The 23,477-nt window shown below is 69.3% G+C and carries 20 protein-coding genes; 5 read left to right on the forward strand and 15 right to left on the reverse strand.

From position 1 onward, the window contains the following. Positions 1 to 3: 3 nt before the first annotated feature. From ACESK8_RS09025 to ACESK8_RS09050, 6 genes are all read right to left on the reverse strand, one after another. Entirely contained in the window at positions 4 to 2,649 is a 2,646-nt protein-coding gene (locus ACESK8_RS09025; protein WP_372968282.1) for a penicillin acylase family protein, read from the reverse strand. A 140-nt stretch (positions 2,650 to 2,789) separates the two neighbouring features. After that, the gene (locus ACESK8_RS09030; RefSeq protein ID WP_372968283.1) at positions 2,790 to 4,625 is read right to left on the reverse strand and encodes a YhgE/Pip family protein; all 1,836 of its coding nucleotides are present in this window, start codon (positions 4,623 to 4,625) and stop codon (positions 2,790 to 2,792) included. Next, positions 4,622 to 5,605 carry a hypothetical protein gene (locus ACESK8_RS09035; protein WP_372968284.1) on the reverse strand — a complete coding sequence of 328 codons (984 nt, stop codon included), beginning with the start codon at positions 5,603 to 5,605 and terminating at the stop codon, positions 4,622 to 4,624. The genes ACESK8_RS09030 and ACESK8_RS09035 overlap by 4 nt, the downstream gene beginning before the upstream one ends. Next, on the reverse strand, positions 5,602 to 6,225 hold the full coding sequence (locus ACESK8_RS09040) for a TetR/AcrR family transcriptional regulator (RefSeq protein WP_372968285.1): 624 nt from the start codon (positions 6,223 to 6,225) through the stop codon (positions 5,602 to 5,604). The genes ACESK8_RS09035 and ACESK8_RS09040 overlap by 4 nt, the downstream gene beginning before the upstream one ends. Before the next feature lie 357 nt (positions 6,226 to 6,582). Further along, positions 6,583 to 8,016: an argininosuccinate synthase gene (gene argG, locus ACESK8_RS09045; RefSeq protein ID WP_060928626.1), complete on the reverse strand. Its 1,434-nt coding sequence runs from the start codon at positions 8,014 to 8,016 to the stop codon at positions 6,583 to 6,585. A gap of 50 nt (positions 8,017 to 8,066) precedes the next feature. Then, entirely contained in the window at positions 8,067 to 8,498 is a 432-nt protein-coding gene (locus tag ACESK8_RS09050) for a winged helix-turn-helix transcriptional regulator (protein ID WP_372968286.1), read from the reverse strand. A gap of 66 nt (positions 8,499 to 8,564) precedes the next feature. On the opposite strand from ACESK8_RS09050, the gene ACESK8_RS09055 reads away from it, so the two are divergent. From ACESK8_RS09055 to ACESK8_RS09065, 3 genes are all read left to right on the forward strand, one after another. After that, a complete protein-coding gene (locus ACESK8_RS09055) occupies positions 8,565 to 9,923 on the forward strand; it encodes an MFS transporter (RefSeq protein ID WP_372968287.1) in 1,359 nt (452 codons plus the stop codon). 38 nt (positions 9,924 to 9,961) lie between these two features. Continuing rightward, on the forward strand, positions 9,962 to 10,753 hold the full coding sequence (locus tag ACESK8_RS09060) for an NAD(P)H-dependent oxidoreductase (protein ID WP_372968288.1): 792 nt from the start codon (positions 9,962 to 9,964) through the stop codon (positions 10,751 to 10,753). A gap of 91 nt (positions 10,754 to 10,844) precedes the next feature. Then, the gene (locus tag ACESK8_RS09065; protein WP_372968289.1) at positions 10,845 to 11,552 is read left to right on the forward strand and encodes a ZIP family metal transporter; all 708 of its coding nucleotides are present in this window, start codon (positions 10,845 to 10,847) and stop codon (positions 11,550 to 11,552) included. Positions 11,553 to 11,613: 61 nt separating this feature from the next. On the opposite strand, the gene ACESK8_RS09070 is transcribed toward ACESK8_RS09065, so the two are convergent. The 9 genes from ACESK8_RS09070 to ACESK8_RS09110 form a co-directional block, all read right to left on the reverse strand. Next, positions 11,614 to 11,811 (reverse strand): hypothetical protein, encoded by a 198-nt coding sequence (locus tag ACESK8_RS09070; protein ID WP_372968290.1) that lies wholly within the window; start codon positions 11,809 to 11,811, stop codon positions 11,614 to 11,616. Between the two features lie 128 nt (positions 11,812 to 11,939). Further along, on the reverse strand, positions 11,940 to 13,067 hold the full coding sequence (locus ACESK8_RS09075; RefSeq protein WP_372968291.1) for a hypothetical protein: 1,128 nt from the start codon (positions 13,065 to 13,067) through the stop codon (positions 11,940 to 11,942). Then, positions 13,061 to 13,858, reverse strand: coding sequence for a hypothetical protein (locus tag ACESK8_RS09080; RefSeq protein WP_372968292.1), 798 nt, complete (start codon positions 13,856 to 13,858; stop codon positions 13,061 to 13,063). The genes ACESK8_RS09075 and ACESK8_RS09080 overlap by 7 nt, the downstream gene beginning before the upstream one ends. Then, on the reverse strand, positions 13,855 to 14,895 hold the full coding sequence (locus tag ACESK8_RS09085) for a VWA domain-containing protein (protein ID WP_372968293.1): 1,041 nt from the start codon (positions 14,893 to 14,895) through the stop codon (positions 13,855 to 13,857). Before ACESK8_RS09085 ends, ACESK8_RS09080 begins: the two co-directional genes overlap by 4 nt. Further along, positions 14,877 to 15,863: a VWA domain-containing protein gene (locus ACESK8_RS09090; protein WP_372968294.1), complete on the reverse strand. Its 987-nt coding sequence runs from the start codon at positions 15,861 to 15,863 to the stop codon at positions 14,877 to 14,879. The genes ACESK8_RS09085 and ACESK8_RS09090 overlap by 19 nt, the downstream gene beginning before the upstream one ends. Then, positions 15,854 to 16,345 (reverse strand): hypothetical protein, encoded by a 492-nt coding sequence (locus ACESK8_RS09095; protein WP_372968295.1) that lies wholly within the window; start codon positions 16,343 to 16,345, stop codon positions 15,854 to 15,856. The genes ACESK8_RS09090 and ACESK8_RS09095 overlap by 10 nt, the downstream gene beginning before the upstream one ends. Then, positions 16,332 to 17,219, reverse strand: a complete 888-nt coding sequence (locus ACESK8_RS09100) for a DUF58 domain-containing protein (RefSeq protein WP_372968296.1) — start codon at positions 17,217 to 17,219, stop codon at positions 16,332 to 16,334. The genes ACESK8_RS09095 and ACESK8_RS09100 overlap by 14 nt, the downstream gene beginning before the upstream one ends. Positions 17,220 to 17,227: 8 nt before the next feature. Beyond that, positions 17,228 to 18,403: an AAA family ATPase gene (locus tag ACESK8_RS09105; protein WP_372968297.1), complete on the reverse strand. Its 1,176-nt coding sequence runs from the start codon at positions 18,401 to 18,403 to the stop codon at positions 17,228 to 17,230. Positions 18,404 to 18,853: 450 nt separating this feature from the next. Beyond that, positions 18,854 to 19,558 carry a Pr6Pr family membrane protein gene (locus ACESK8_RS09110; protein ID WP_372968298.1) on the reverse strand — a complete coding sequence of 235 codons (705 nt, stop codon included), beginning with the start codon at positions 19,556 to 19,558 and terminating at the stop codon, positions 18,854 to 18,856. A 113-nt stretch (positions 19,559 to 19,671) separates the two neighbouring features. On the opposite strand from ACESK8_RS09110, the gene ACESK8_RS09115 reads away from it, so the two are divergent. Together ACESK8_RS09115 and ACESK8_RS09120 are read left to right on the forward strand one after the other, a co-directional pair. Further along, a complete protein-coding gene (locus ACESK8_RS09115; protein WP_372968299.1) occupies positions 19,672 to 21,828 on the forward strand; it encodes an adenylate/guanylate cyclase domain-containing protein in 2,157 nt (718 codons plus the stop codon). Between the two features lies 1 nt (position 21,829). Beyond that, positions 21,830 to 23,275: a mechanosensitive ion channel domain-containing protein gene (locus ACESK8_RS09120; RefSeq protein ID WP_372968300.1), complete on the forward strand. Its 1,446-nt coding sequence runs from the start codon at positions 21,830 to 21,832 to the stop codon at positions 23,273 to 23,275. Positions 23,276 to 23,477: the final 202 nt, after the last annotated feature.

Raw genomic sequence — 23,477 nt, forward strand, 5'->3', positions numbered from 1 at the left:
GCGCTAGCCGGCCGGAGTCAGCACCAGAGTGCGGCGGGTCGCCTTGTCGACCGCGTCGTCGGAGAACGCCCAGGGCTTCTGCGTGCCCGCCGCCCAGTCCGGCGTCTGGTCGACGTAGTGCTCGTCGAAGGCATGCCCTGAAGCGCCGGTGAGGTGGATCCAGGTCGACGCGTCGAAGTCTGCGAGGTCGACGACCATCCGCATCGAGGGGACGGTCGTGGTGGCATACGACGTCCCGAGCTCCCAGCCGGTCGCGTTCACCACTGAGGCGCCGCCGCCGACCGCGTAGGGACCCCGGTTGAAGAGCGCCTCGATCGGCGCGATCCCGGACGAACCGAGGGTGTCGCTGGTGAGCGTGATGGCGTGCAGATCCCCCCAGGACCAGCCCGTGACGGCCTCGCCCTGGAGTGCGGAGAGCTCGTCGTACGCCTCGTCGGCCGACAGCGCCAGCATCTCGTCGCGGCCGTCCACGCCGATGGCCTCGTTGGTCCAGAGCGGGTCGGTGGGATCGTCGAGCAGATCGGCGACGACGGTGAACAGACGCCCCTGACCGTCGGCGGGAAGCGGTTCGTCCCGCTCGGCGAACAGATTCTGCACGAGGTTCGACCACAGCACGTTCGCGTAGGCGGCAGCGGGGGAGGATGCCTCGTTCTGCGCGTCCCACGACCGGAGCAGGTCGACCGCCTCGGCGACATCGGCTCCTTCCACGTCGACCTCGGCGAGTGCGGTCGCGAGGCGCTTCCCGATCCACATCTCGCTGTCCATCTGGATGGCCCGCATGTCCTGCGCGGTCAGTGGGGCGACCGCGGCTTTCGCCTCGATCAGCTGGGTGATGCGCGCGGCACGGTAGCCGTAGTCCCAGTCGCGCGAGAGGAAGTACGGGTAGTCGTCGGTGACGATCGCGTTGTTGGCGGTCACGATGTATCCGGATGCGGGGTTGTACGACACCGGCAGGTCGTCGAACGGGATGAATCCGGTCCAGTCGTAGCTGCTGTCCCAGCCGGGCTGCGGCATCCACCCATCGCCCTCGCCGCGGATCGGGAGACGTCCCGGCGTCTGGTAGCCGATGTTGCCCTCGACGTCGGCGTAGATGAGGTTCTGGGCGGGGACGTCGAACAGCGACGCTGCGTGGCGGAACTCGTCGAAGTCCCGCGCCGTGGACAGGGCGAAGATCGCGGTCGAGGCCGTACCCGGATCGAGAGCGGTCCAGCGCAGGCTCACGGCGTACTCGGTGTCGTCGTCGGTCGCGGCGGATGACGGAGCGCCGCCGGCGACGAGGCCGGGCAGCGGGTCATCGGCGATCGCCGTGAAGTCGTCGGTGAGGCCCGAGATGATCGGCCCGTGCACGGTCGAGCGGATCGTGAGCTCGATGTCGTCTCCGCCGGCGACCTCGATCGTCTCGGTGGACTCCTCGAGAGGCACCAGGGCGCCGTCTCGCCAGTACTGGTCGCCCTCGATGCGCTCGACATAGAGGTCGGTGACGTCGGTGGTCAGGTTCGTGAAGCCCCAGGCGATGCTCTGATTGTGCCCGATCACGACGCCGGGCAGACCGGAGAACGAGAACCCGCCCACGTCGAACGGGCACTCGTCGGTGACCTCGCTGCACGTGAGCTGCACCTGGTACCAGACGGAGGGGAGCGAGGCGCCGAGGTGCGGATCGTTGGCGAGCAGAGGCATCCCCGTCTCGGTGAGGTCACCGGAGACCACCCAGGAATTGGATCCGATCCCCTCGCCCACGTCGCCGACCAGCAGGCTGGCCGCCTCGATCACGTCGGTGGCCTCCTGCCATTCGATGGTGGTGGCCGCCTGCTGCATCTCGCCGTCATGCGCATCGGCGGTGAAGGCCGCGGGCTCCGCATCCGTTCCGAGATCGGGAACGGTCGAGATCTTCGGGACGATGACGGGATGCTCCTCGAACGGATACGCCGGATAGAGCTTCTCCAGCAGCGCGGGTGTCTCCGTCGGGTCGGAGCCCGCGGCGAGGTCGGAGGCGAGCAGGGCGCGCTCGGCCTCGTCCTCGACGTTGCCGCGCAGGTCCCACGCCATGGCCTTCAGCCAGGCCACCGAATCCGCCGGCTCCCAGGGCTCGGGGGCGTACTCCGGGTTCTGTATGCCGAGAACGGCATACTCCAGCGAGAGCTCCGAACCGGAGCGCGAGGAGAGGTACGCGTTCACGCCGTCGGCGTAGGCCTCGTAGTAGCCGCGGGTGACGTCATCCATCGCCTCCACCTCCGCCTCGGCGACGGTGCGCCACCCGAGCGTGCGGAGGAAGGCATCCGTTCCTGCCTGCGATTCGCCGAACATCTCGGCCACGCGTCCCGCCGTCACGTGCCGGCGAAAGTCCATCTCGAAGAACCGGTCCTGGGCGTGGACGAAGCCCTCGGCGTAGAACAGGTCGTGAGTGGAGTCCGCCGTGATGGTCGGGATGCCGCGGTCGTCGCGCTGCACGGTGACCTCGGCCTGCAGTCCGTCGAGCGGGAGGGTGCCCTCGGTCTGCGGGAAGGAGCGCTGGATGGTCCACGTCACGAAGAACGCGACGGCGACGGCGATCACGAGGATGCCGGCGACGACGAGGAAGGCGATGCGGCCGATACGTGCGGCCAGGGGGGCGCGCGAGGGCGCGGCGGATTCGGGCGAATCGGTTGTCATCGTCGAGAACTCTTTCGGGTGGCATGGTGGGACTCAGTCCCAGAGAGCCCCAGAGTGCGTCTCAGAGGACGCACTCTGGGAATACTACTCACACCGCGGCGCCCGCGCAGGGGATGTTCTCGCGCCGGCGCCGGCGCCGGTCAGCCGATCAGGCTGGGTTGCAGATCGCGCAGGGTGCGTCGATGCGTCATTCTGGTCACCCCGATCGCGGCGAGGACGAGCGCACCGACCAGCCACATGCCGAGGACCGCCAGGTCCCAGCCCGCCCGGCCCAGGTTGCCGCCGTACATGAGCTGTCGCATCGCATCCACCACATAGCCGAGGGGGAGCACGTGATGCAGCGCGGCCAGCGGTGCAGGAAGGGTCTGCCATGGGAACGTGCCGCCGGCCGTGACGAGCTGCAGCACCATCAGCACGAGTCCCAGGAACTGGCCCACCGAGCCGAGCCAGACGTTCAGCGCGAGGATGATCGCGGCGAACGTCGCCGAGGCCACGATCATCACCCCCAGCGTGCCGACGGGGTTGTTGAAGGTGAAGCCGAGGGTGATCGCGAGGATGCCCATGAGCCCCAGCATCTGCACGGCCCCGAGCATCGCCGGCGTCAGCCAGCCCGCCAGGGTGACCCGGATGGGGGAGTGCAGCGCCGTCACGGCCCGGCGGGAGATCGGCTTGACGATGAGGAACAGCGCGTAGATCCCGATCCAGGCCGAAAGCGCGGCGAAGAAGGGGGCCAGTCCTGCGCCGTAGTCCTCGGCGGAGGCGACCTTGTCGCTGGAGACCTTCACGGGGTCGGCGATCGTGTCGGCCTGCAGCGTGCGCAGGTCGGGGGTGGATGCCGGGATCGCATCGACGCCGTCTGCGAGGCCGTCGCGGAGCTCCGCCGTGCCCGAGGCGAGCGTGCTCAGCCCGTCGCGCAGCTTCGCGGCGCCGTCGTTCGCGGCCGAGGCGCCGGTCGCCACGGTCTTCGCCCCGGACGCGAGCTGTGAGGCGCCGGATGCCACCGAGGCCGACCCGGCAGCGAGCTGGTCGACCTTGTCGACGGCGTTCTGCACGGTCGTGTTGCCTTCTTCGAGCCGAGTGCCGAGCGGATCGAGGGTCGCCAGGACCTCGTCGATCTGCTCGGGAGTCATGCCCTGGTCCGTGAGGACGGTGGTGATGTCGTCGCGCACCTGCGGCAGGGCATCCGTCGCCTCCTGCACGACCGACCCGGCGCGATCGGCGATGTCGGCCAGCTGGCGGTTGCCGTCGCTGACCTGCTGCGCGCCGGATGCCAGGGTGCTGGCCCCGCTCGCGAGCTGCGACGTGCCGGCGGCGAGCTTGCTCGTGCCGTCCGCGAGCGACACGCTCCCGGTGGAGGCCGAGTTCGCGCCGTCGGTCAGCTGGTTCGCGCCGTCGACGGCTGTGACGAGGTTGTCGCGCACCTCGCTCAGCCCCGTGAGCAGACGTTCGGCCGCCTCGCTGCCCACCATCTCGGCCACCGAGCTGCGGATCTTCTCGACCGCCTGCGTGCCCATAGACGACGCGAGGTAGTTGTTCGCGTCGTTGGTCTCGAGCTCGATGCGCGCCTGGTGCGGGTCGTCTCCCGCAGCCGAGGTGAGAGCGAGCGAGAAGTCGCCGGGGATCGTGACGGTGAAGTCGACCTCGCCATCGCGCAGCGCATCCGCCGCCTCGTCCGCCGACATCCGCTGCCAGTCGAAGGCGTTGCCCTCGATGAGGTTCTCCGCGACGTCCTCACCGTAGTTCACGGTCTCATCGGTCGCGGCCTCGGTCCCGGTGGTCGGGGCGGGTGCGCCCTCGTCGTCGACGACCAGCGCCACCGGCACCTCGGGGAACTTCGCATACGGGTCCTGGTTCGCCCAGAGGTACAGACCGCCGTAGAGGATCGGCACGCAGACGAGCGCGATCAGGGCGATGATGCCCATCTTGCTCGCCGTGAGGCGCCGCAGCTCGGCGGCGATCATCGCGGGAACCTTCATCGGTCGGCTCCGTTCGGGGTGGTGGTGTCTGGAGTGGTGGGATCCGGGGCGGGGGTGTCGGGATCCGGGGTGGGGGTGTCGGGAGAGACGGGGGCCGCGGCCGCGGCCGGGTCCGGGCCCGAGTCCGGTCCGGCGTCCGCAGGCGAATCGGGCGAGGGAGAACCCGGACCGTCCGTCGTGTCGTCGGCGTGTCGGTCGTCGACACGCGGCTCATCGAGCACTTCGCCCGGGGTTTCCGTCTGGTCCGCGGTGTCCGCGTCGGCCGGGGTTTTCGCTCGGTCCGCGTCGTCCCGGGTTTCCGCGTCCTCCGCATCATCCGCGTCCGCCACGGGCCACGTGTCGAGGACCAGGGGCTCGACGGGGCCGGAGGCGTTGATCGCCTCGAGCTCGTGCATCCGCTCCAGGGCGACGGCCGCAGATCCCCCGACGATGACCAACATGGCGTACCCGCGGTCGGAGAACTCCGAGGCGATGCGCCACCATCCGTCCGGGCTCCCGCCGTGACGGTCGGGCGAGACGAGGACGATGCCCTCGGTGCCGTCGCGCAGGATCGCGAGCTCGCAGAGGATGCGCACCCGCACCGCCGGGTCGACGTTGCCGATCGGCACACCGGCCAGTTCGCCGAATCCGAGCTGGGTGAGCCAGCGGCGGGCGTGCAGCGGCGTCGCACCCTCTCCTGCGAACATCAGCTCTTCGCCGACGACGCCGGCCAGGGCGATGTCGGGATGCGGATCGCTGACGTCGGGGGCGTCGACGAGGGCGACGGTGCGGCGCAGCGCGCGGTTGTCCGTGCTGCCGTCGATCGTCACGCGACCGGTGTCGGGGCGCATCCGTCCGCTGGCGATGAGGCCGAGCACGCTCGGACGCTGCTCCGTCTCGGCGAGGGCGAAGCGCACGGCGCCGGTGTGGAACTCCAGGCTCGTCGTCGGCAGCGACTGGCCTCCGCGGCCCTTGCTGACCTCGTGCAGGGTGACTCTCATGCGCTGACCTCCTGCGGGTCGATGATCTCGGGGTGGGTGCTGAGCAGTTCGTCGGCCTCCCGCCAGGACAGCCCCGCGATGCTGAGCAGGGTGCGGACGGCGAGGTCGGCGGCTCCGGTGCTCGCGGCATCCGTGCGGGACACGACCGTGCGCGCGACCTCTTCGATGAGTCGTGCGAGGGTGGCGGCGGCGAGATCGGTGCGGAAGCTGCCGTCCTCCTGGCCGCGGCGGGCGAGGGCGGCGACGGTGCGGCGCAACGGCGCGAGGGCGTCGGCCGTGTGCTGGACGTGTGCCTCGTCGAGCGCCAGAGCGGCGGCGACCTGCACGTGCGCCGCCTCCTGCCAGAGCCGTGCGGCGAGACGAGCCAGCGCGATGCGCGGGTCCTCGTCGGTCACGGAGGCGGCGATGCCGTTGAAGCGTTGCGCTCCGACCGAGATGAGCTCGCGGATCAGCGCCTCGCGGTCGTCGAAGTGACCGTACAGCGTGCGGCGGGACAGCCCGGCGCTGCGGGCGATGACGTCGATGGACGCACGGGGGTCGGTCGCGAGGGTGATGCGGGCCGCGTCGAGGATTCCGGCGCGGTTCTCGACGGAGTCGCGGCGGGGTGCACGGGTGGTCATGCCTCCATGGTACGTAATGTGCACATCAGTGTGCAAGATAACTCGGGGGACTCACAGGGTCGTTGCCGGTGGGCGTGCACGACTCAGCATGGAACGCCCGTCTGAGCGTCGAGCCATGCGTTTCCGGGCAGATTCCCGCGATCGATGCTGAGTTGTGAACGCGCCGGCCTCCACAACTCCGGAGAATGGGGCCGAATCGGGCCGGAAGCCGCAGTTCCGGGCCCTCCGCGCACCGATCTCCGGAGTTCTGGCGCGAAACCGCCGGGCGCAGAAATCGCCGGGCGCAGAATCCGCCGGGCGCAGACAGCGAAGGGGGCGGATGCCGCAGCACCCGCCCCCTTCAGAACGCCGAAAGCGTCAGTCGGTGCCGGAGTCGAAGGCAGCGCCCTCGGATGCGGTGTCCACCGCGTCGGCGAAGCGCTCGTCGACCTCTTCGACGGAACCCGTGATCTCGCCGGACTCGCCGGCGGTGACGCGTCCGACCAGCTCGCCGGTCGCACCGCCCACGAGGCCGAGGCCTGCGTACTGCTCGAGGCGGGCACGGGAGTCGGCGATGTCGAGGTTGCGCATGGTCAGCTGGCCGATGCGGTCGACCGGGCCGAAGGCGGCGTCGCCCACGCGCTCCATCGAGAGCTTCTCGGGGCCGTACGACAGGTTCGGCGACGTGGTGTCGAGGATCGTCCAGTCATCGCCCCGACGCAGGCGGATGGTGACGGTGCCCGAGATCGTGAGGCCGACCCAGCGCTGGATGGACTCGCGCAGCATGAGCGACTGCGGCTCGAGCCAGCGGCCCTCGTACATCAGGCGCCCGAGGCGGCGACCCTGCTCGTGGTACGTCGCCAGCGTGTCCTCGTTGAGGATACCGTTGACGAGGCGCTCGTATGCGATGAACAGCAGCGCCATGGCCGGGGCCTCGTAGATGCCGCGCGACTTCGCCTCGATGATGCGGTTCTCGATCTGGTCGCTCATGCCGAGGCCGTGGCGTCCGCCGATCGTGTTGGCCTCCTGCACCAGGGCCACCGGGTCGGTGTACTCGACGCCGTTGAGGGCGACCGGGCGTCCGGCCTCGAACGTGACGGAGACGTCCTCGGTGTCGATCGCGACGGAGGGGTCCCAGAACTTCACGCCCATGATGGGGTCGACGGTCTCGAGCGAGACGTCGAGGTGCTCGAGCGTCTTCGCCTCATGCGTGGCGCCCCAGATGTTGGCGTCCGTCGAGTACGCCTTCTCGACCGAGTCGCGATAGGGGAAGTCGTGGGCGACGAGCCACTCGCTCATCTCCTTGCGGCCGCCGAGCTCGGTGACGAAGTCGGCATCCAGCCAGGGCTTGTACACGCGCAGGCGCGGGTTGGCGAGCAGGCCGTAGCGGTAGAACCGCTCGATGTCGTTGCCCTTGTAGGTCGAGCCGTCGCCCCAGATGTCGACGCCGTCCTCCTTCATGGCCCGCACCAGCAGCGTGCCGGTGACGGCGCGGCCGAGGGGGGTGGTGTTGAAGTAGGTGCGTCCGCCGGAGCGGATGTGGAACGCGCCGCACGCGAGGGCGACGAGACCCTCTTCGACGAGCGCCGTCTTGCAGTCGACCAGACGCGAGGCCTCGGCGCCGTACTCGAGGGCGCGGCCCGGGATCGACTCGATGTCGTCTTCGTCGTACTGCCCGAGGTCGCCGGTGTACGTGTAGGGGACGGCTCCCTTGTCGCGCATCCAGGCGACGGCGACGGAGGTGTCGAGTCCTCCGGAGAAGGCGATGCCGACGCGCTCGCCGACGGGAAGTGACTGGAGGACCTTGGACATGGTTCCCAGTCTATCGGCGGCGTGTCGGCTGTTTCGGACGGGGCCGGCCGTCAGTGGGCGACGACGGCGTCGAGGCCTTCGGGCTCGGGGTCGAGCCGCGCCAGCTCTCGTCGTTGATGCGCGGCATAGCCAGCCCCCCAGCTGGTGAGCGCGTCGACGAGCGGCATCGATCCGCGACCGAGGTCGCTCAGCCGATACTCGACTTTGGGCGGCACCTGGCGATAGACCGTGCGCGTGAGCAGTCCGTCGTCCTCCAGTTCGCGCAGCTGGCGAGTGAGCACGCGGGCGGTGGGCTCGTCGAGCAATCGGCTGAGCTCGCCGAATCGCAGCACGTCATGCTCGCCGAGGAGGCTGAGGATGCTGGGCTTCCACGCCCCGCCCAGCACAGCGATCGAGATCTCCGCGTCGCACGCGTCGCCCCACTCCCGGACGATCCGCTCGGTCTTCTCCCTCATCGGCTGCGCCTCCGTCATGGTATCCATTCGGTCACTATCTACCCCGAATGACAGTACTTGTCTGAAGTGTACTCAGGCTACGAGACTGATGCGGTGACCTTCCCGATTCCCACGGCATCCGCTCGACCGCGTACGACCCTGCACCCCTGGCTCGCCATGATCCCGCTGCTGCTCGGCATCCTGATCGGAGCGCTCGCGATCAGCAGCATGTCGACCGCTCTGCCCGCGATCCGCGGCGATCTCGTCCTGTCCGACAGCGGCGCGCTCTGGCTCGTCGACGTCTACGCGCTCTCGCTCGCGGCGACCCTGATCATCGCCGCCCGTATCGGTGACGCGTTCGGTCGCAAGCGGATCGTGCTCGCCGGTCTCGCCGGCTTCGCGGTGCTCAACCTGGTCGGCGGATTCGCTCAGGACGGGATGCTGCTGATCGTCGTCCGTGCGCTCCTCGGCGTCGCCGAAGCCTTCGTCGTGGCCGGCGTGGTCGCCACGATCGGGTCGCACTATCAGGCACGACAGCGCGTGCTCGCGTACGGGCTGTGGACCGCGACCTTCGGCGCCGGCAGCGCACTCGGACCGGTGCTCGGCGGTCTTGTGACGGAGGGGCCGGGGTGGCGCTGGCTGCTGCTCGGGAGCGTGCCGCTCGCGGTCATCGCCGGGGTGCTCGCGATCTGGCTCGTGCCGGACTCCCGCAGCTCCCGCCGCCCGTCGTGGGACGTCCTCAGCATCCTGTCGTCGATCGTCGCGCTCGGAGCCCTCGTCTTCGCTCTGCACGAGGCGCTCGCAGCTCCCGTCGCCGCGGGTATCGCGGGCGCGGTCGCCGTCGCGACGCTCCTGTTCTTCATCCGCCGCCAGCGCACCCTCGCCGAGCCCCTCATCGACATGCGGCTCTTCTCGGTCCCCGGTTTCAGTCCCGCGATCGTCCGCATCGTGGCGAGCAGCGGGGTGTCGGCGGCATCCGTGCTCCTGGTGAGCCTGCACCTGCAGGATGCCAGGGGATTCAGTGCGGGCGACGCCGGGATCGCGATCCTTCCGCAGGCGGTGGCGATCGCGCTGGGCGGTGTCATCGCACCGCTGTTCCTGCGCTGGCTCAGCTCGCCCGCGCTCACCGTGCTCGCCCTCGTCGTCCAGGGGGCGGGACTCGCGTGGCTGTCGACGGGCGTCGAGCTGGTCGCTGTCCCGCTCGTACTCGTCGGCGCGGGGTTCGGCGTCGCGGCGACGCTCGCCGCGACCACCCTGTTCGATGTGACGACCGAAGACGACGCCGGTCAGGTGGGCGCGATCCAAGAGGTCGGCTTCGCCCTCGGCGGCGGTCTGGGCATCGCGGTGCTCGGCACGATCGCCTCGATCGTCGGGTCTCGCGGCTTCATCGTCGCCCTCCTCGTCGCGGCCGGCGCAGTCGTCGCCGCCGCGCTGCTGCCGCTGTGGAGACGCGCCGGCGCAGAGCGCACCTGAGCATCCCGTCATCGACGTCCTCCGAAGAAAGGCCACCCGTGTCTGCACCACGCCCGACCGTCCACTGGATCTACGCCCATCCCCAGTCGAGCTCGTTCAACGCGCGACTGTTCCGAGACGGAGTCGAGACTCTCGCGCGTGATCACGTCGTCGAGATCACCGATCTGTACGGTCAGGGCTTCGATCCCGTTCTCGCAGCGCCGGATCTGGGCGAGCCCCGGGGGCGCGAGGGCAACGTCGTCGATCTGATGGGCGAGGCGTATGCCGCAGGCCAGCTGCCGCCCGATGTGATCGAGGAGCAGCGCAAGCTCGCGGCCGCCGACCTCGTCGTGCTCCAGTTCCCGTTGTGGTGGTACGGGCCGCCGGCGATCCTGAAAGGCTGGTTCGATCGGGTGCTCACGAACGGTTTCGCCTACGGGCCGTCCGACGCCGAGACGGGTCTGCCGCTGCGTTACGGGGAAGGTCCGCTCGCGGGGCGCCGGGCTCTCGTGATCGTGACGGCGGGGGAGGACGAGCGCTCGATCGGAGAGCGGGGGGTCAGCGGGGATCTGGACTCGCTGCTGTTCCCGCTCACCCACGGGACACTCTGGTACACGGGCATCGAGCCGCTCGACCTGCACGTCGTCCATGACGCAGACGGATTGGATGCCGCCGGAGTGGACCTCGAGAGCGAGAGACTGATCGAGCGGCTTTCCGGAGTGGCGCGTGAGTCTCCGAGCCAGCGCTATCGACGTCTGCGCGACGGCGACTATCACGGCACCAGAGCACTGCGAGCGGACCTCCTGCCCGGGCGCACCGACCTCGGCATCCATCGGGTCGCCGTCGACTGAGCGGACGAGCGGGCCGACGCGCACGGGGGGAGCGCAGCGTGTCCGCACAGTCCGTCGCGGTGGTGGCAGAGTGTCCGTGAAGGAGGACGGCATGGGTGGAGCGATCCTGTGGGGACTTGTCGCGGCATCGCCGTTGCTGGTCGGTGCGGCGCTGGCTCTGCTGCGCACCTGGCCGCCGCGCTGGCTCGGGATCGTGCTGGGCTTCGGCGCCGGGTCCCTGATGGCCTCGATCGCCTTCGAGCTGTGGGAGGAAGGCCTCGACCTTGCAGGCCCCATCCCGCTGGTCATCGGCGTCGCGGCCGGCGCGCTGGCGTACTTCACCGCGGACCGGATCCTGGATGCGCGAGCGGCGAAGTCGAAGGATCAAGGTGCCGGTGCTCCGCTCGCGCTCGGCGCGCTGCTCGACGGTATCCCCGAGCAGCTCGTGCTCGGGATCGGACTCGCCTCGGGGGAACCGGTCAGCATCGCGCTGGTCGTGGCCATCGTCGTCTCGAACCTGCCCGAGTCGATCGGCTCGGCCGCCGACCTGCTGAAGGGCGGGATGTCGAAGCCCAGGGTGCTCCTGCTGTGGGCGGGCATCGCCGCGATCTGCGCGCTCGCGACCGTCGCCGGCTTCGCTCTGGCCAGTGCGACCGGAGACGCCTTCCGAGCCGGCGCGAGCGGGTTCGCCGCTGGTGCGCTGCTCGTGATGCTCGTCGACTCGATGGTCCCGGATGCGCAGGAGAAGGCCAAGCAGGTGACCGGGCTCGCGACCGTGCTGGGCTTCGCGCTCGCCGCAGGCCTCTCGCTCGCTTCCTGAATGCCAGCGCCCCCAGACCGCCGATCGACGTCGGACCGGGGCTGCGGGGAGTCGGGCCCGGCTATGGGGAATCGGGCGCCTCGTCTGCCCGTTCTCTCCGTCGTTCACGCACCCACTGAACCGTGTACATGACGCCGGCGGCGAGTGTCATCCCCACCGCGACGACCCAGTGCCATTCGGAGGCGGGGGACAACAGCAGGTACGCCGCTGCGAGCAAGAACCCGAACGCGCCAAGGAGGTACCCCGTCGATGCCTTCATGGGCCAAGGTTAGACGACCCCATGCCGGATCAGCCGTGGTGGGCGGCGCTGCATCCCGGCATGATGCGGCACCTTCAGGCGTACAGCACCCGAGATGCGAACGAGACCTCTGCTGACCTCGCCAGGTCTCACTGGAAGCCCGGGTACTCCTGCAGCTTCTCCTCGAACTCGGCGCGGTCCGACTCGCTCAGCACGGCGCTCGCGATCACGACCATCTGCAGCCCCTCGAGCGGTTCGCCGGTTCGCGCCTGCTGCGCCTCGCGCGTCTTGAGGAAGTCCCCGGACGGATCGTTCGAGAGGTCGTAGATGTTGGCGTAGAACCGCATCGGGTCGGGGTAGTTCTCGGTGTAGTACTCCCAGGTGTGCTGCTCGCGGGGGTCATCGCTGCCGTAGAGCTTCGCGATCATCGAGGGGTCGATGCCCGAGTACTCGCCGTTGAACGAGTACAGCGAGGGCAGTCCGTGCTCTGCGGCGACCGAATCGATCACGTCCATCACCTGGAGCTTGACGCTGTAGTCCTGGATGGGCTCGGTGGTCGCCCATCCGATCGAGGTGTACTCGATCAGCATCGACTCCCCGCCGTAGCCGTTGCGCTCAGGGCGCAGGTCCTCGCCGCCCACCTGCACCCACTCGTAGCCGAACTCGGCGGTGACGCGCTCGCGGATGTCGGCGAACAGGCTGTCGGCTTCGGTTTTCACCTCTTCGAGCGACTGCTGGGTCCGCGCATCCTGCGGATCCGTGCCCTTGATGCCCGGGTAGGCCTCCTCGTGCTTCTGCTCCTCGGTCTTCATGCCGTCGTAGCTGCCGGATGCAGAGGTCTGCAGCGCGCTGAGCCCGCCGACCGTGGCGACGTTGAAGACCAGGGTGATCGCGAGGGCGATCGCGGCGAGGGTGCGACCGCGCGCCGTGAACAGCGCGCCGATGATCACCGCGACGATCACGAGCTGGAGCGCGAGCATCGTGACGCCGTAGAGCACGTCCGTCGCACCGACCGCGAGGGTGATGAGCAGGATCAGCGCGAAGAGGATGCCGGCGATCAGGGCGATCCATCCGAGAGCGCTCGCCGGTTTCTTCGTGGCCGCAGCGGCGTCGGAGAGGGTCGCCGTCCCGCTCGGGACCGGGACGGCGGGCTGCTGCTGCACGACCGGTCCCGACTGGCGACGGGCGTTGCGATATCCGCCCGGCGGCGGCACGGGGGGTGCGCCCTCGGTGCCCGCGACGTACCGCGCCCGCTGCTTCTCGTGATCCATCACCATGGCTTGTCCGTCCCCGAGCCGCCACCGTCGTCGCCCTGCTGCTGATCGCGCTCCTGGGTGCCCTGCTCGAGCTTGTCCCCGAGCTCCTCCAGCTTGTCCTCCGACGGCTGAGGCTCCGGCTCCTCCTCGGGCTGCTCCTCCTCGGGAGGCGTCTGCTGCTCGCTCTGCTGCTTCTGCTTCAGCCGGTCCTCGAGGTCGTCGGTGCTCTGCTGCATGTCCCGATCGGGATCAGAGGACTGCTCCTGCGCCTCCTCGCTGTCGCACTCCTCCGGCATCTCCGTCGTCACCGTGAGGGCTTCGCCGAACAGTTCAGCCGCAGCCGCCCCGTCGCCGTCGGCGCGGGCCGCATCCCCCATCCGCTCCAGCACCAGGGCGAGGTTGATCCGCACGGTGCAGACCTCGAGACCGGATGCGAGCTCGAGCGACTCCTCGAGCTCGGCGCGGGCCTCCGGGAGCTTCTCGGCTCCGGCGAGAGCGGTGCCGACGTTGAAGGGCGCCTTGAACGGCTCGAACCAGTTCAGGAAGTCCTGTCCGCGCGCGGCGGCTTCGGAGCCTGCGTAGTCGTCGGCCACGTAGGCCGTGATCGACTGATGCGCGAACGCATACATGCTGAGGATCTTGCCGACGAACAGCAGCGCGGCGAGAGTGAGCGGCAGGGTGCCGACGGCGATCCAGCGTCGGATGCGGCGCCGCCGTCGGTTCGATGCGAGCAGCGCCGCAGCGGCCTGCGCCGTCAGGTCGCTCGGATCGCCAGGGTCCGCGGGGCGTGGACGCGTGGAGAGGTCGGTCATGCGGCACCTCCATCGGTCGGGCGTCGCTCGCGCTGCGGCGCGGACGGGGCCCGCAGCAGTCGCAGTCGCGCGACGAGCATGCTCGCCCTCGTCAGCTCGACGCCGAGCAGGGCGACGATCACGAGTGCGGCGATCCAGTAGAGCTCGGTGACCGAGCCCACCGAACCGGACTCGGCATAGCTTGTCGTGGTCGACGGCGCCTCGGGCAGCTCCGGCTCTGCATCCGCCGTCCGGTGCTCGTACGGCACGCCGATCTCCGCTGCGATCGCCTCGAGGTTCTTCTCATCGATCACCGACAGGGCGTCGGCCCCCTCGTATTCGATGTACTCGCTCGACGAGTCGCCGACACTGCCGGTGGTGAGCTTCATCGGGCCGCCCTCTGCGGTGCCGTAGCCGAACACCGCGCCGGCATCCGTCAGTTTCTCGCTGCCGTCGAAGGGCTCAGGAGCGGAGGTCACCGTCTGCTCGCCGTCGCCGAAGTAGAACACCATGCGCGAGCGGTCGGGAGACGACTCCGCGGCGTTCGAGAGGGTGTCGGCGAGCAGCTGGTTCGCGATGCCGATCGAGCTGCCGCGCGACTGGCTGGTCACCTCGGGGCGGAGCACGTCGAGCGACGAGACCAGGGCTGTCGTGTCGGTCGTCAGCGGCAGGCGGAGGTCGGCCGAGGCATCGAACGTGATCAGGGCGAAGCGCGCCCCAGGGTACTCGTCCACGAGCGCCTGCACGTCGGCGCGGACGCCGTCGAGACGCGGCTGGTCACCGTCCCAGTCCTCGGCGACGATGCTCGCGGTGGTGTCGACGACGAGCACGATGTCAGTGTCCGTCGCGAGCGTCTGGGTCGCACCGCCAGGGATGCCCGGCCGCAGGAACAGCACGAAGCAGGCGAGCAGCAGCACCAGGCGCATCGCCCACAGCGCTCGGCCCCGCCCCTTGGCTTTGACGAGCGCCAGCACCGCGAGCGCAGCCACCGGCGCACACAGCAGCACGAGGAGGAAGATGTTGAGGACCGGCTGGAAGATCACAGTCTCACCCTCCACAGCACGACGATGAAGGTGAGCATCGAGATCATCAGCACGACGATCCACAGGTTCGGGGTGTCGGTCCATACGACCTGCGCCTGACCCTGCAGGGCGGTCGCCTCCTGCTCCTGCACCTGATCGACGATGTCTCCGACGGTCGTCGTGTCGCGCAGGCCATATGCCGCGCCCCCCGTGGTCTCTGCCGCCTTCGCGAGTTCGGCGCTGACATCGGCATCCTTGCCCTGCACCGGGTTCAGAGCGAACACCCGCACGCCCACCGACTTCGCGTAGGCCGCCGCCTCGTCGAGAGTGACGATCGAGGCGCCGTTGACCTCGTTGTCGGTGGCGAAGATGATCGAGCGCGACCGCTCGTCGTCCGGGTGGTCGAAGGCCATCGCGCAGGCCGCGAGGCCGTCGCCGATCAGCGACGCGCCGTTGCCGTTCAGGGTGCCGACCCAGTGCTCCGGCACCTCGTCGAGGTAGTCGAAGCTCTCCCGGATGCTCTGCAGATGACCGCGGATGAACTCGTAGTCGTCGGTGAGGGGGAAGATCTGCACCGGCGAGCTGTTGAAGATCGTCAGGCCGATGCGCTCACCCTCGAAGTCCTCGAGCAGCTCCTCGAAGACCGCGAGCACCTCGACGTCGACCTCGCTCATGGATCCGGAGACGTCGAGGCACAGCATGATGTCGCGACTGGTGTCGACCGGCTGGATCGTCTGCGACGACATCGGGCGGGCGGAGACGACGCCGGCCGCGAGCGTCGCGACGATGCCGAGCAGCAGGATGCTCGACAGCGCGAGCACCCGGCGGTGGAGTGCCTGGCGGAAGGTCGGCAGTGCGCGCAGGCGCTCGGCGCGGGCGACCCTGGCTCGCTCGTGCGCCTCGGTCTTCACGCCGCTGCGGAGACCGACGACCACGCCGATCACGATCGCCACGACCACGACGCCGGCGGCGACGAGGATCAGCCAGCCGTTCGCTAGTGCCATGAGCGCACCACCGTCCGAGCGGCCTCTGCACCGGCGACCGGATCGATCGCCGGTCCCTGCCGGAAGATGCTGGGGTAGTAGTGGCGGCCCATCGCGTCGATGAGCGCGGGGTGCACGCCGCGCGCGACGAGGTCGTCGAGCGCGAGCACGGGAGCCTCGAGGCCGCTGTACTCGTTGACGAACGTGCGCACCACCCGGCTGAGCTCGAGGTTCGCATTGCGGGCCGACAGGGAGCGCGCGCGGTAATCGTCCTCGATGCGCTGGATGCGCTCCAGGTACTCCACACGCAGCTGCGACAGCACGTCGACGGTGAGGAGCGTCGGACCCTGCGCCGTACCCGCGAGCGTGAGGTTCCGGCGCGGTCGCGTCAGCCCCACCACGAGCCACGCGGCCGCGATGAGGAGGATCAGGATGCCGATCGCGAGCAGCATCCAGCCCCACCCGTACTGGAACGGAGGGTAGAGCTCGTCAGAGCCGGGCATTCGACCTCCGATTCAGCAGCTGGAGGAGCTGCGTGACGGCGTCGTCCTGACCCGCCAGCACGCTGTGGCTGATCTCCATCCGCTTGAGCACCTCGGCCAGGCGCGCGGCATCCGCCTCGGTCTGCGCGGTGAGCTCGCGGATGATGTCGAGGTCGCCCTGCACGAAGTCGGGCACCTCCCACAGGCTGTCGACGTCGCTGCGGATCGTCGCGGTCGAATGGTCGAGCACCGGGTCGGCATCGCTCACCGTGAGCCACAGCACGTCGTGCTGCACGCGGAGTCGGCGCAGCATCCGCTCGGTCTCCTCCGTCACCGGCGCCTCGTCGGTGATGACGACGACGATCATGCGTCGGGAGATCGTGCGGGTGACATACGAGAGCAGGGCATCGCGGTCGCTGGGTGCCGTGCTGCTGTCGATCGCCTGGTCGATGGTGCGCAGGGCATGTTCGAGGGCGCCCTCGCTGCGACCGGGGGCGCGGCGCCGCACGCGGTCGGAGTCGCCGTAGACGAGGGAGAAGTCGTCGCCGTGTCGCAGAGCGAGCACCCCGAGCACACCCGTGGCGAGGATCGCGAGGTCCTTCTTCGACCTCTCGTCGTGCGCGAGCGCCGCCATCGAGCGGCCGGTGTCGACGACGAACAGGATGGTGTGCATCCGCATCGCGCGGTGCCGTTTCACCAGCGGACTCCCCAGCCTGGCGGTGGCGCGCCAGTCGATGTCGCGCACCTGATCGCCGTACTCGTACTTGCGCAGGTCCTCGAAGTCGAGGCTCCGGCCGTGCAGCAGCGACGCGTAGGCGCCGTCGAGCGCGTGCAGCGACTTGCGCGACGAGTGGATGAAGAGCTTGCTCTTCACCTGGGTGATCAGGCTGGCCATGGCGGAGGTCAGGGCGTGGGGACGGACGCGAAGATCTGGTCGATGATCTCCTCGCTGCGGATGCCCTCGGCGTCGGCCTCGAACGTGAGCAGCACGCGGTGACGCAGCACGAGGTGGCGGAGCGAGCGGATGTCCTCGGGGATCACGTGTCCGCGGCCGTTCAGCAGGGCCAGGGCGCGGGCGGCCTGCAGGAACGCGATGCTCGCACGGGGGCTCGCGCCGTACTTGATGTATCGGGCGCGCTCCTCTCCGATGTACGGGGCGGGGTTCCGGGTGACGTACGCGATCGAGACGATGTAGTTGCGGATCGCGGGGTCGACGTAGATGCGGCTCGCCACGTCCTGCAGCATGTGCACGTCGTCGAGGCTGATCGCACTCGACACGTGGCGGTCGGGGTCGAGCACGCCGGAGTCGATGCGTCCGAGGATCTCGAACTCCTCGGCGGGGCTGGGGTACTCGACGATCTCCTTGAGCAGGAAGCGGTCCATCTGAGCTTCGGGGAGCTCGTACGTGCCCTCCTGTTCGATGGGGTTCTGCGTCGCGATCACGAGGAAGGGCTTCGGCAGGTGGTGGATCTCCCCGCCGATCGTGGTCTGGTGCTCCTGCATGGCCTCGAGCATGGCGCTCTGCGTCTTCGCGCTCGACCGGTTGATCTCATCGAGCAGCACGAAGTTCGCGTGCACGGGGCCGAGGACCGTGCGGAACGACCCGGTCGCCGCGTCATAGATCTGGTTGCCGGTGATGTCGCTGGGGAGGAGGTCAGGAGTGCACTGGATGCGCTTGAACTGCGCCTTCACGGTGTCGGCGAGGGTGCTCGCGGCTGTGGTCTTCGCAAGGCCCGGGACGCTCTCGAGCAGGATGTGACCGCCGGCGATCAGCGAGATCAGCAGGCTCATCCGCAGTCGCTCCTGGCCGACCATCTTGGCGGAGTACGCGTCGGACACGGTCTTCAGTACCTCGGTCGCCCGGCGGAGCTCGGCGTCGGTGGGGGCCTCGGACCTCGTGGTGGCAGAGGGGGAGGCCGCGGGCGGCGGCGTCGCGGCGGCTGCAGCCTCCGCTCGCGTCGCGGGTGCGGGCGGAGCCGGAGGGGCCGGCGGCATCGCCTGCGTCGCCTGGCCGGAGGGGGCCGGCGGAGGCGGCGGCGTCGAGGCTGCGGAGGTGCCGGACGCGTAGGGCTCGTTCATCGGTGTGTCTCCTCGTTCCCACGGGGACCGTCGATGTTCCCCCCTCGACCCAGCGTAACCGCATCCGTTCGCCGGGTTCCGGCGCGCAGGTGGGGACTTCTCCCCATGCCCAGGCCCCGGCGGACCTCTTCCTCAGCCCCGTGCCGGTCCGGCCGACCGCTCCCTCAGCCCAGCCCTTGCCGGATGCATGCTCAGATCACGGATGCATGCTCAGATCGGCCGTTTCGGCATGCATCCGTCATCCGGGCATGCAGGTGACCGGGGCCGGGGCACCCGGGAGGGGGCGACGCGACCCACCTGACTGGACTCCCTCAGCCCAGCCCTTGCCGGATGCATGCTCAGATCACGGATGCATGCTCGTAACGGCCGTTTCGGCATGCATCCGTCATCCGGGCATGCAGGTGACCAGGTCCAGGCGTCAACTGGCAGTGGCGACGCCGGAGGCGAAGGTCACGCGGGGACCGGCACCCGGGCTCCGCGCTTGCGTCCGACCCAGACGACGAACCACCCGGCGGCGACGATGGCGATGGCGATGCCCACGATGTACCCCGCGACACCGAGGTAGCCACCGGGGACGAGGCGGGGATCGAGGAACGGATACGGGTACCACCAGGCGTTCCCCGTCGACGGGGCCGTGATCAGGTTCGCGCGGATCATCGTGTAGACGGCCCAGACGAGCGGGAAGATCGCGGTGACGGCGACCGTCCGCCAGCCGAGAGCCCGGCGGCGCGGAGCGACCAGCACGTCGATCAGGAGGAAGAGCGGGAACACGACGTGCAGCACCTCGTTCGACCAGGGCACGGTCGTGCCCTGCGGCAGTTCGACTCCCCGAAGAAGGGTGTTGTAGACGACGCCGGTGACGATCATGTAGGTGCTGACGCAGGCGAGGAGCACGGCCAGCCATGTCGGCTCCGGCTCGTCGTCGCGCCGGTGTCGCAGGGCCCAGATCGCCGCGGTGATCAGGACGATCGCGGCGAGCAGGTTCGAGAGGATCGTGAAGAAGCTGAGGAAGTTCGCCGCGACCGTCGGGAGGTGCTGACCCCACTCGGTCGTGGCGGCGAGGGCATTCTCGATGCTGCGGGCGAGCTGGGCGATGATCGCCGCGAGTCCGAGCGCTGCCGCTGCCAGTCGTGCGTAGGGCCACCAGGTCGTCATATTCGCCTCCGGGCACACTTTATCGGTCAGGATGCCCGCGGATGCTAGACCGAAATGCCGGTATGTCGATAGCGTCGGCGCAAGAGCACAGCGCGCGGCGGCCGGAGGGGCACATGAGCGAGGGCACGACGGGGACGACCACCGAGAACAGACGACGGAGATGGCGCGGGAGGGTCGGGCTCAGCATCCAGTCGAAACTGCTCATCATGCTGCTCGCGGTCAGCCTCGTCTCGTCGGTGATCGTCGGCGCGATCGGCTTCCTCAACGGCCGGCAGTCGCTGCACGACTCGGCCGTGGATCAGCTCATCACCATCCGGTCGATGCGCGCGGCGGAGATCACGCATTCGCTGGAGACCGTCAAGCGCGACGCTTCGCTGCATTCGCGGAACCTGAGCGCGCAGACCCTCTCGACCGCGATCAACGCCGGCTTCGAGGCGCTGCAGCAGGAGCAGCCCGAGCCCGGCGAGCGGGAGGAGATCGAGGCATACTACGCCGACGTCTTCATCCCCCAGCTCGAGGCTCGCACCGGGGACCAGTACGGAGACAGCGCCTTCATCCCGGACTCGGTCGCGGGCCAGCACCTGCAGGCGCACTTCACGACGCAGAACCAGGACTTCGACAAGGACTACGACACCCTCCTCGAGGACAACGATCCCGACGACGGCACGGAGTACGGGGCCGCGGCTGAAAGATACGGCGACTACTTCACCCGGCTCGTGCGCGAGGCGGAGTACGAGGATGCGTTGCTGCTCAACCTCGACGGCGACGTGGTCTTCTCCGCCTACAAGGGGCCGGAGCTCGGCACGAACCTGTTCACCGGGCCGTACCGCGACACCTCGCTGGCGAGCGCGTACTCGGAAGCGATCGCCACGAACTCGGTGAGCACCGTGGTCCTCACGGACTTCGAGCGCTGGATCCCCTCGCTCAACGTCCCCACGATGTGGGTCATCTCGCCGGTGGGAAACGACCGGCGCGTCACGGGCGCCATCGCGTTCCAGGTCTCGCTTGCGACCATCAACGGACTCACCACGGGCAACGAGGGCTGGAAGGAGCAGGGACTCGGCGACACGGGCGAGGTCTACCTCGTCGGGCGTGACGATCTGATGCGCAGCAACTCCCGCCGACTGATCGAGAACCCCGACACGTATGCCGACATCGCGATCAACGGCGGCGTGCCGCCGAGCGTCGCCCAGCGGGCTGTCGAGGTCAAGGGCACCGTGCTGCTGCAGCAGGTCAACACGCAGGCGGTGACGGATGCTCAGGCGGGCCGCACCGGCACCACTATCGGCCGCGACTACCTCGGCCGGGAGAGCGTCACGGCGTATGCGCCGCTCGAGGTCGAGGGTCTCGACTGGGTCATCATCGCCCGCATCGACTCGGAGGAGGCGTTCGCGCCCGTCAGTGACTTCACCCGCACCGTGCTGCTGTCGCTGCTCGGCATCCTGCTCGGAGTCTCGCTCCTGTCGCTGCTGCTGGCGCAGGTGTTCACACGTCCCGTGCACCGCCTCGTCGGCGCCGTGCACCGGGTCGCGGAAGGCGATCTCGACGTGCAGGTGCCGCAGGGCTCGCGCGACGAGTTCGGGGATCTCGGCAGTGCCTTCAACGACATGGCGTCGAGTCTGCGCATCAAGCAGGAACTGATCGACGAGCAGCAGGCGGAGAACGAGAAGCTGCTGCTGACCCTGATGCCCGAGAGCGTCGCGGCGAAGTACAAGCAGGGCGACGAGGCGATCTCCGAAGCGCATGAGAACGTGTCCGTCGTGTTCGCCGAGCTGGTGGACTTCGACGAGTACGCGCGCGGTCTGAGCCCCGAGCAGGAGATCGGGCACCTCAACACGCTCATGAGGGGCTTCGACGAGGCGGCGGAGAAAGCCGGAGTGGAGAAGGTCCGCACGCTGCGGGGCGGCTATCTCGCGTCATCCGGTCTCGTCATCCCCCGGGTCGACAACGTGCGTCGCAGCGTCGAGTTCGCGCGCAGTCTGCTCGGCGTCGTCGAGCGGTTCAACGCGCAGAACGGCGCCTCGATCGGTCTGCGGGCCGGCGTCGACACCGGCACGGTCACCAGCGGCCTGGTCGCGCGGACGAGCCTCGCATACGACCTGTGGGGCGATGCGGTGAACCTCGCGTACCGGGTGCGCTCGGTCACCGGTGAACCGGGCGTGTACGTGAGCCAGACGGTCTACGACCGCACGCGCGAGATCTTCACGTTCACCGAGGCGGGCGCCGTCGAGACCCACGGCAAGAGCGAGACCGTCTGGAAGGTGGGCTGACATGCTCGATGACGCGTTCCGCGACGGCTGGGGCTGGTGGGTCATCGCCCTCGCCGTCGGTGTGCCGGTGCTGCTCGTCGTCCTCACCGAGCTGATCAACGGGCTCCGCCGCCGCAACAACCCCCTCGCGGGTCCGCTGCGCCTGCTCCGCAACGGCGTGATCCCGGTCGGGGCGCTCTTCGCGCTGCTGGCCTTCGCGATCCAGTCTCCGGCCGACCAGGTCTGGACGCGTGTCGTCGCGACGATCTTCGGATTCCTCGTCATCCTGCTGCTGCTGTCCTCGTTCAACGTGGCGCTGTTCGCCAACGCCGCCGAAGACTCGTGGCGCAAGCGCATCCCGACGATCTTCGTCGAGATCGCCCGGCTGGTGCTCGTCGCCCTCGGACTCGCGCTGCTGTTCTCCTGGGTGTGGGATGCCGATGTCGGTGGCCTCTTCACGGCCCTCGGCGTCGGATCGATCGTCATCGGTCTCGCATTGCAGAACGCGGTCGGAGGGGTGATCTCCGGGCTGCTCCTCCTGTTCGAGCAGCCGTTCAAGATCGGCGACTTCCTCGACGCGGCCGGGGTGCGGGGGCGTGTGGTCGAGGTGAACTGGCGCGCCGTGCACATCGACACCGGATCGGGCATCCAGATCGTGCCGAACTCCAGCCTGTCGGGGGCGTCGTTCACGAACCTCTCCGAGCCCGAGGGGCCGTACTCGGCATCCACCGACGTGAAGTTCGCGACGGATGATCCCCCGCACGAGGTCATGGCGCTGCTGGTCGAGGTCGCGGACGCGCTGCCCATGCTCGCCGACCGCGAGCGTGCGTCCGTGAGCTATGCGGGCGGTGGCGCCTACGGCGTCTCGATCCCCGTCGCAGGGCCGGCGGATGCGGGACGAGCCCTCTCCACCTACCTGTCGTGGCTCTGGTACGCGGCCCGCCGTCACGGATTCGCGCTCGATGGCGACTCGACCGACCCCATCTCCGAACCGGGGCGGCTCGCGGAGGCGCTGACGACCATCGCCGGCACGCTGCACCTGCACGACGACGACCTGGAGGCGATGCTGCAGTCGTCGCACCTCGAGCGCTACGGCGTCGGCGAGATCGTGCTGCCCAGCGGCGTCGTGCCGGACGAGGTGCGCGTGGTCGTGTCGGGGCGCGCTCTGCTCGCGGTCGAGGTCGACGGCGGACGGGTCGAGTTCGCGGCCGCGGAGAAGGGCGACATCATCGGGCAGACCGCGCTGACCCGGGAGCGCACGCAGGCCGTCACGGTCGCCGGCGAGATCCTGACCGTCGTGGTCCTGCCGCTCGCGACCGTCGACGAGCTGATCCGCACCCGTCCGCGCCTCGCGGCGGAGATCGGCGAATCGCTCGAGCTCAAGCGCAAGCTCGCCACCGAGATGCTCAGCAGCATCGAGGGCACGCGCGGATCGCTTCGCCCGGGGCGGTTCGTGTCGCCGCGCTGAGTCGCGATTCTCGCCGCCGTGGCGGTGGTGCGGGGTCAGTTGTGCATCTGGATCGCGGCTTTGGGGTGCGTATTTGACCACGCACGGTCCGGGTGGGCGCGGGGCGCGAGCGCGGTGTGTGGTGCGGGGATGCGGTGCGGGGTCAGTTGTGCATCTGGAACGCGGCTTTGGGGTGCGTATTTGGCCACGCATGGTTGGGATG

The sequence above is a fragment of the Microbacterium sp. genome (assembly GCF_041641055.1).
GTDB lineage: Bacteria > Actinomycetota > Actinomycetes > Actinomycetales > Microbacteriaceae > Microbacterium.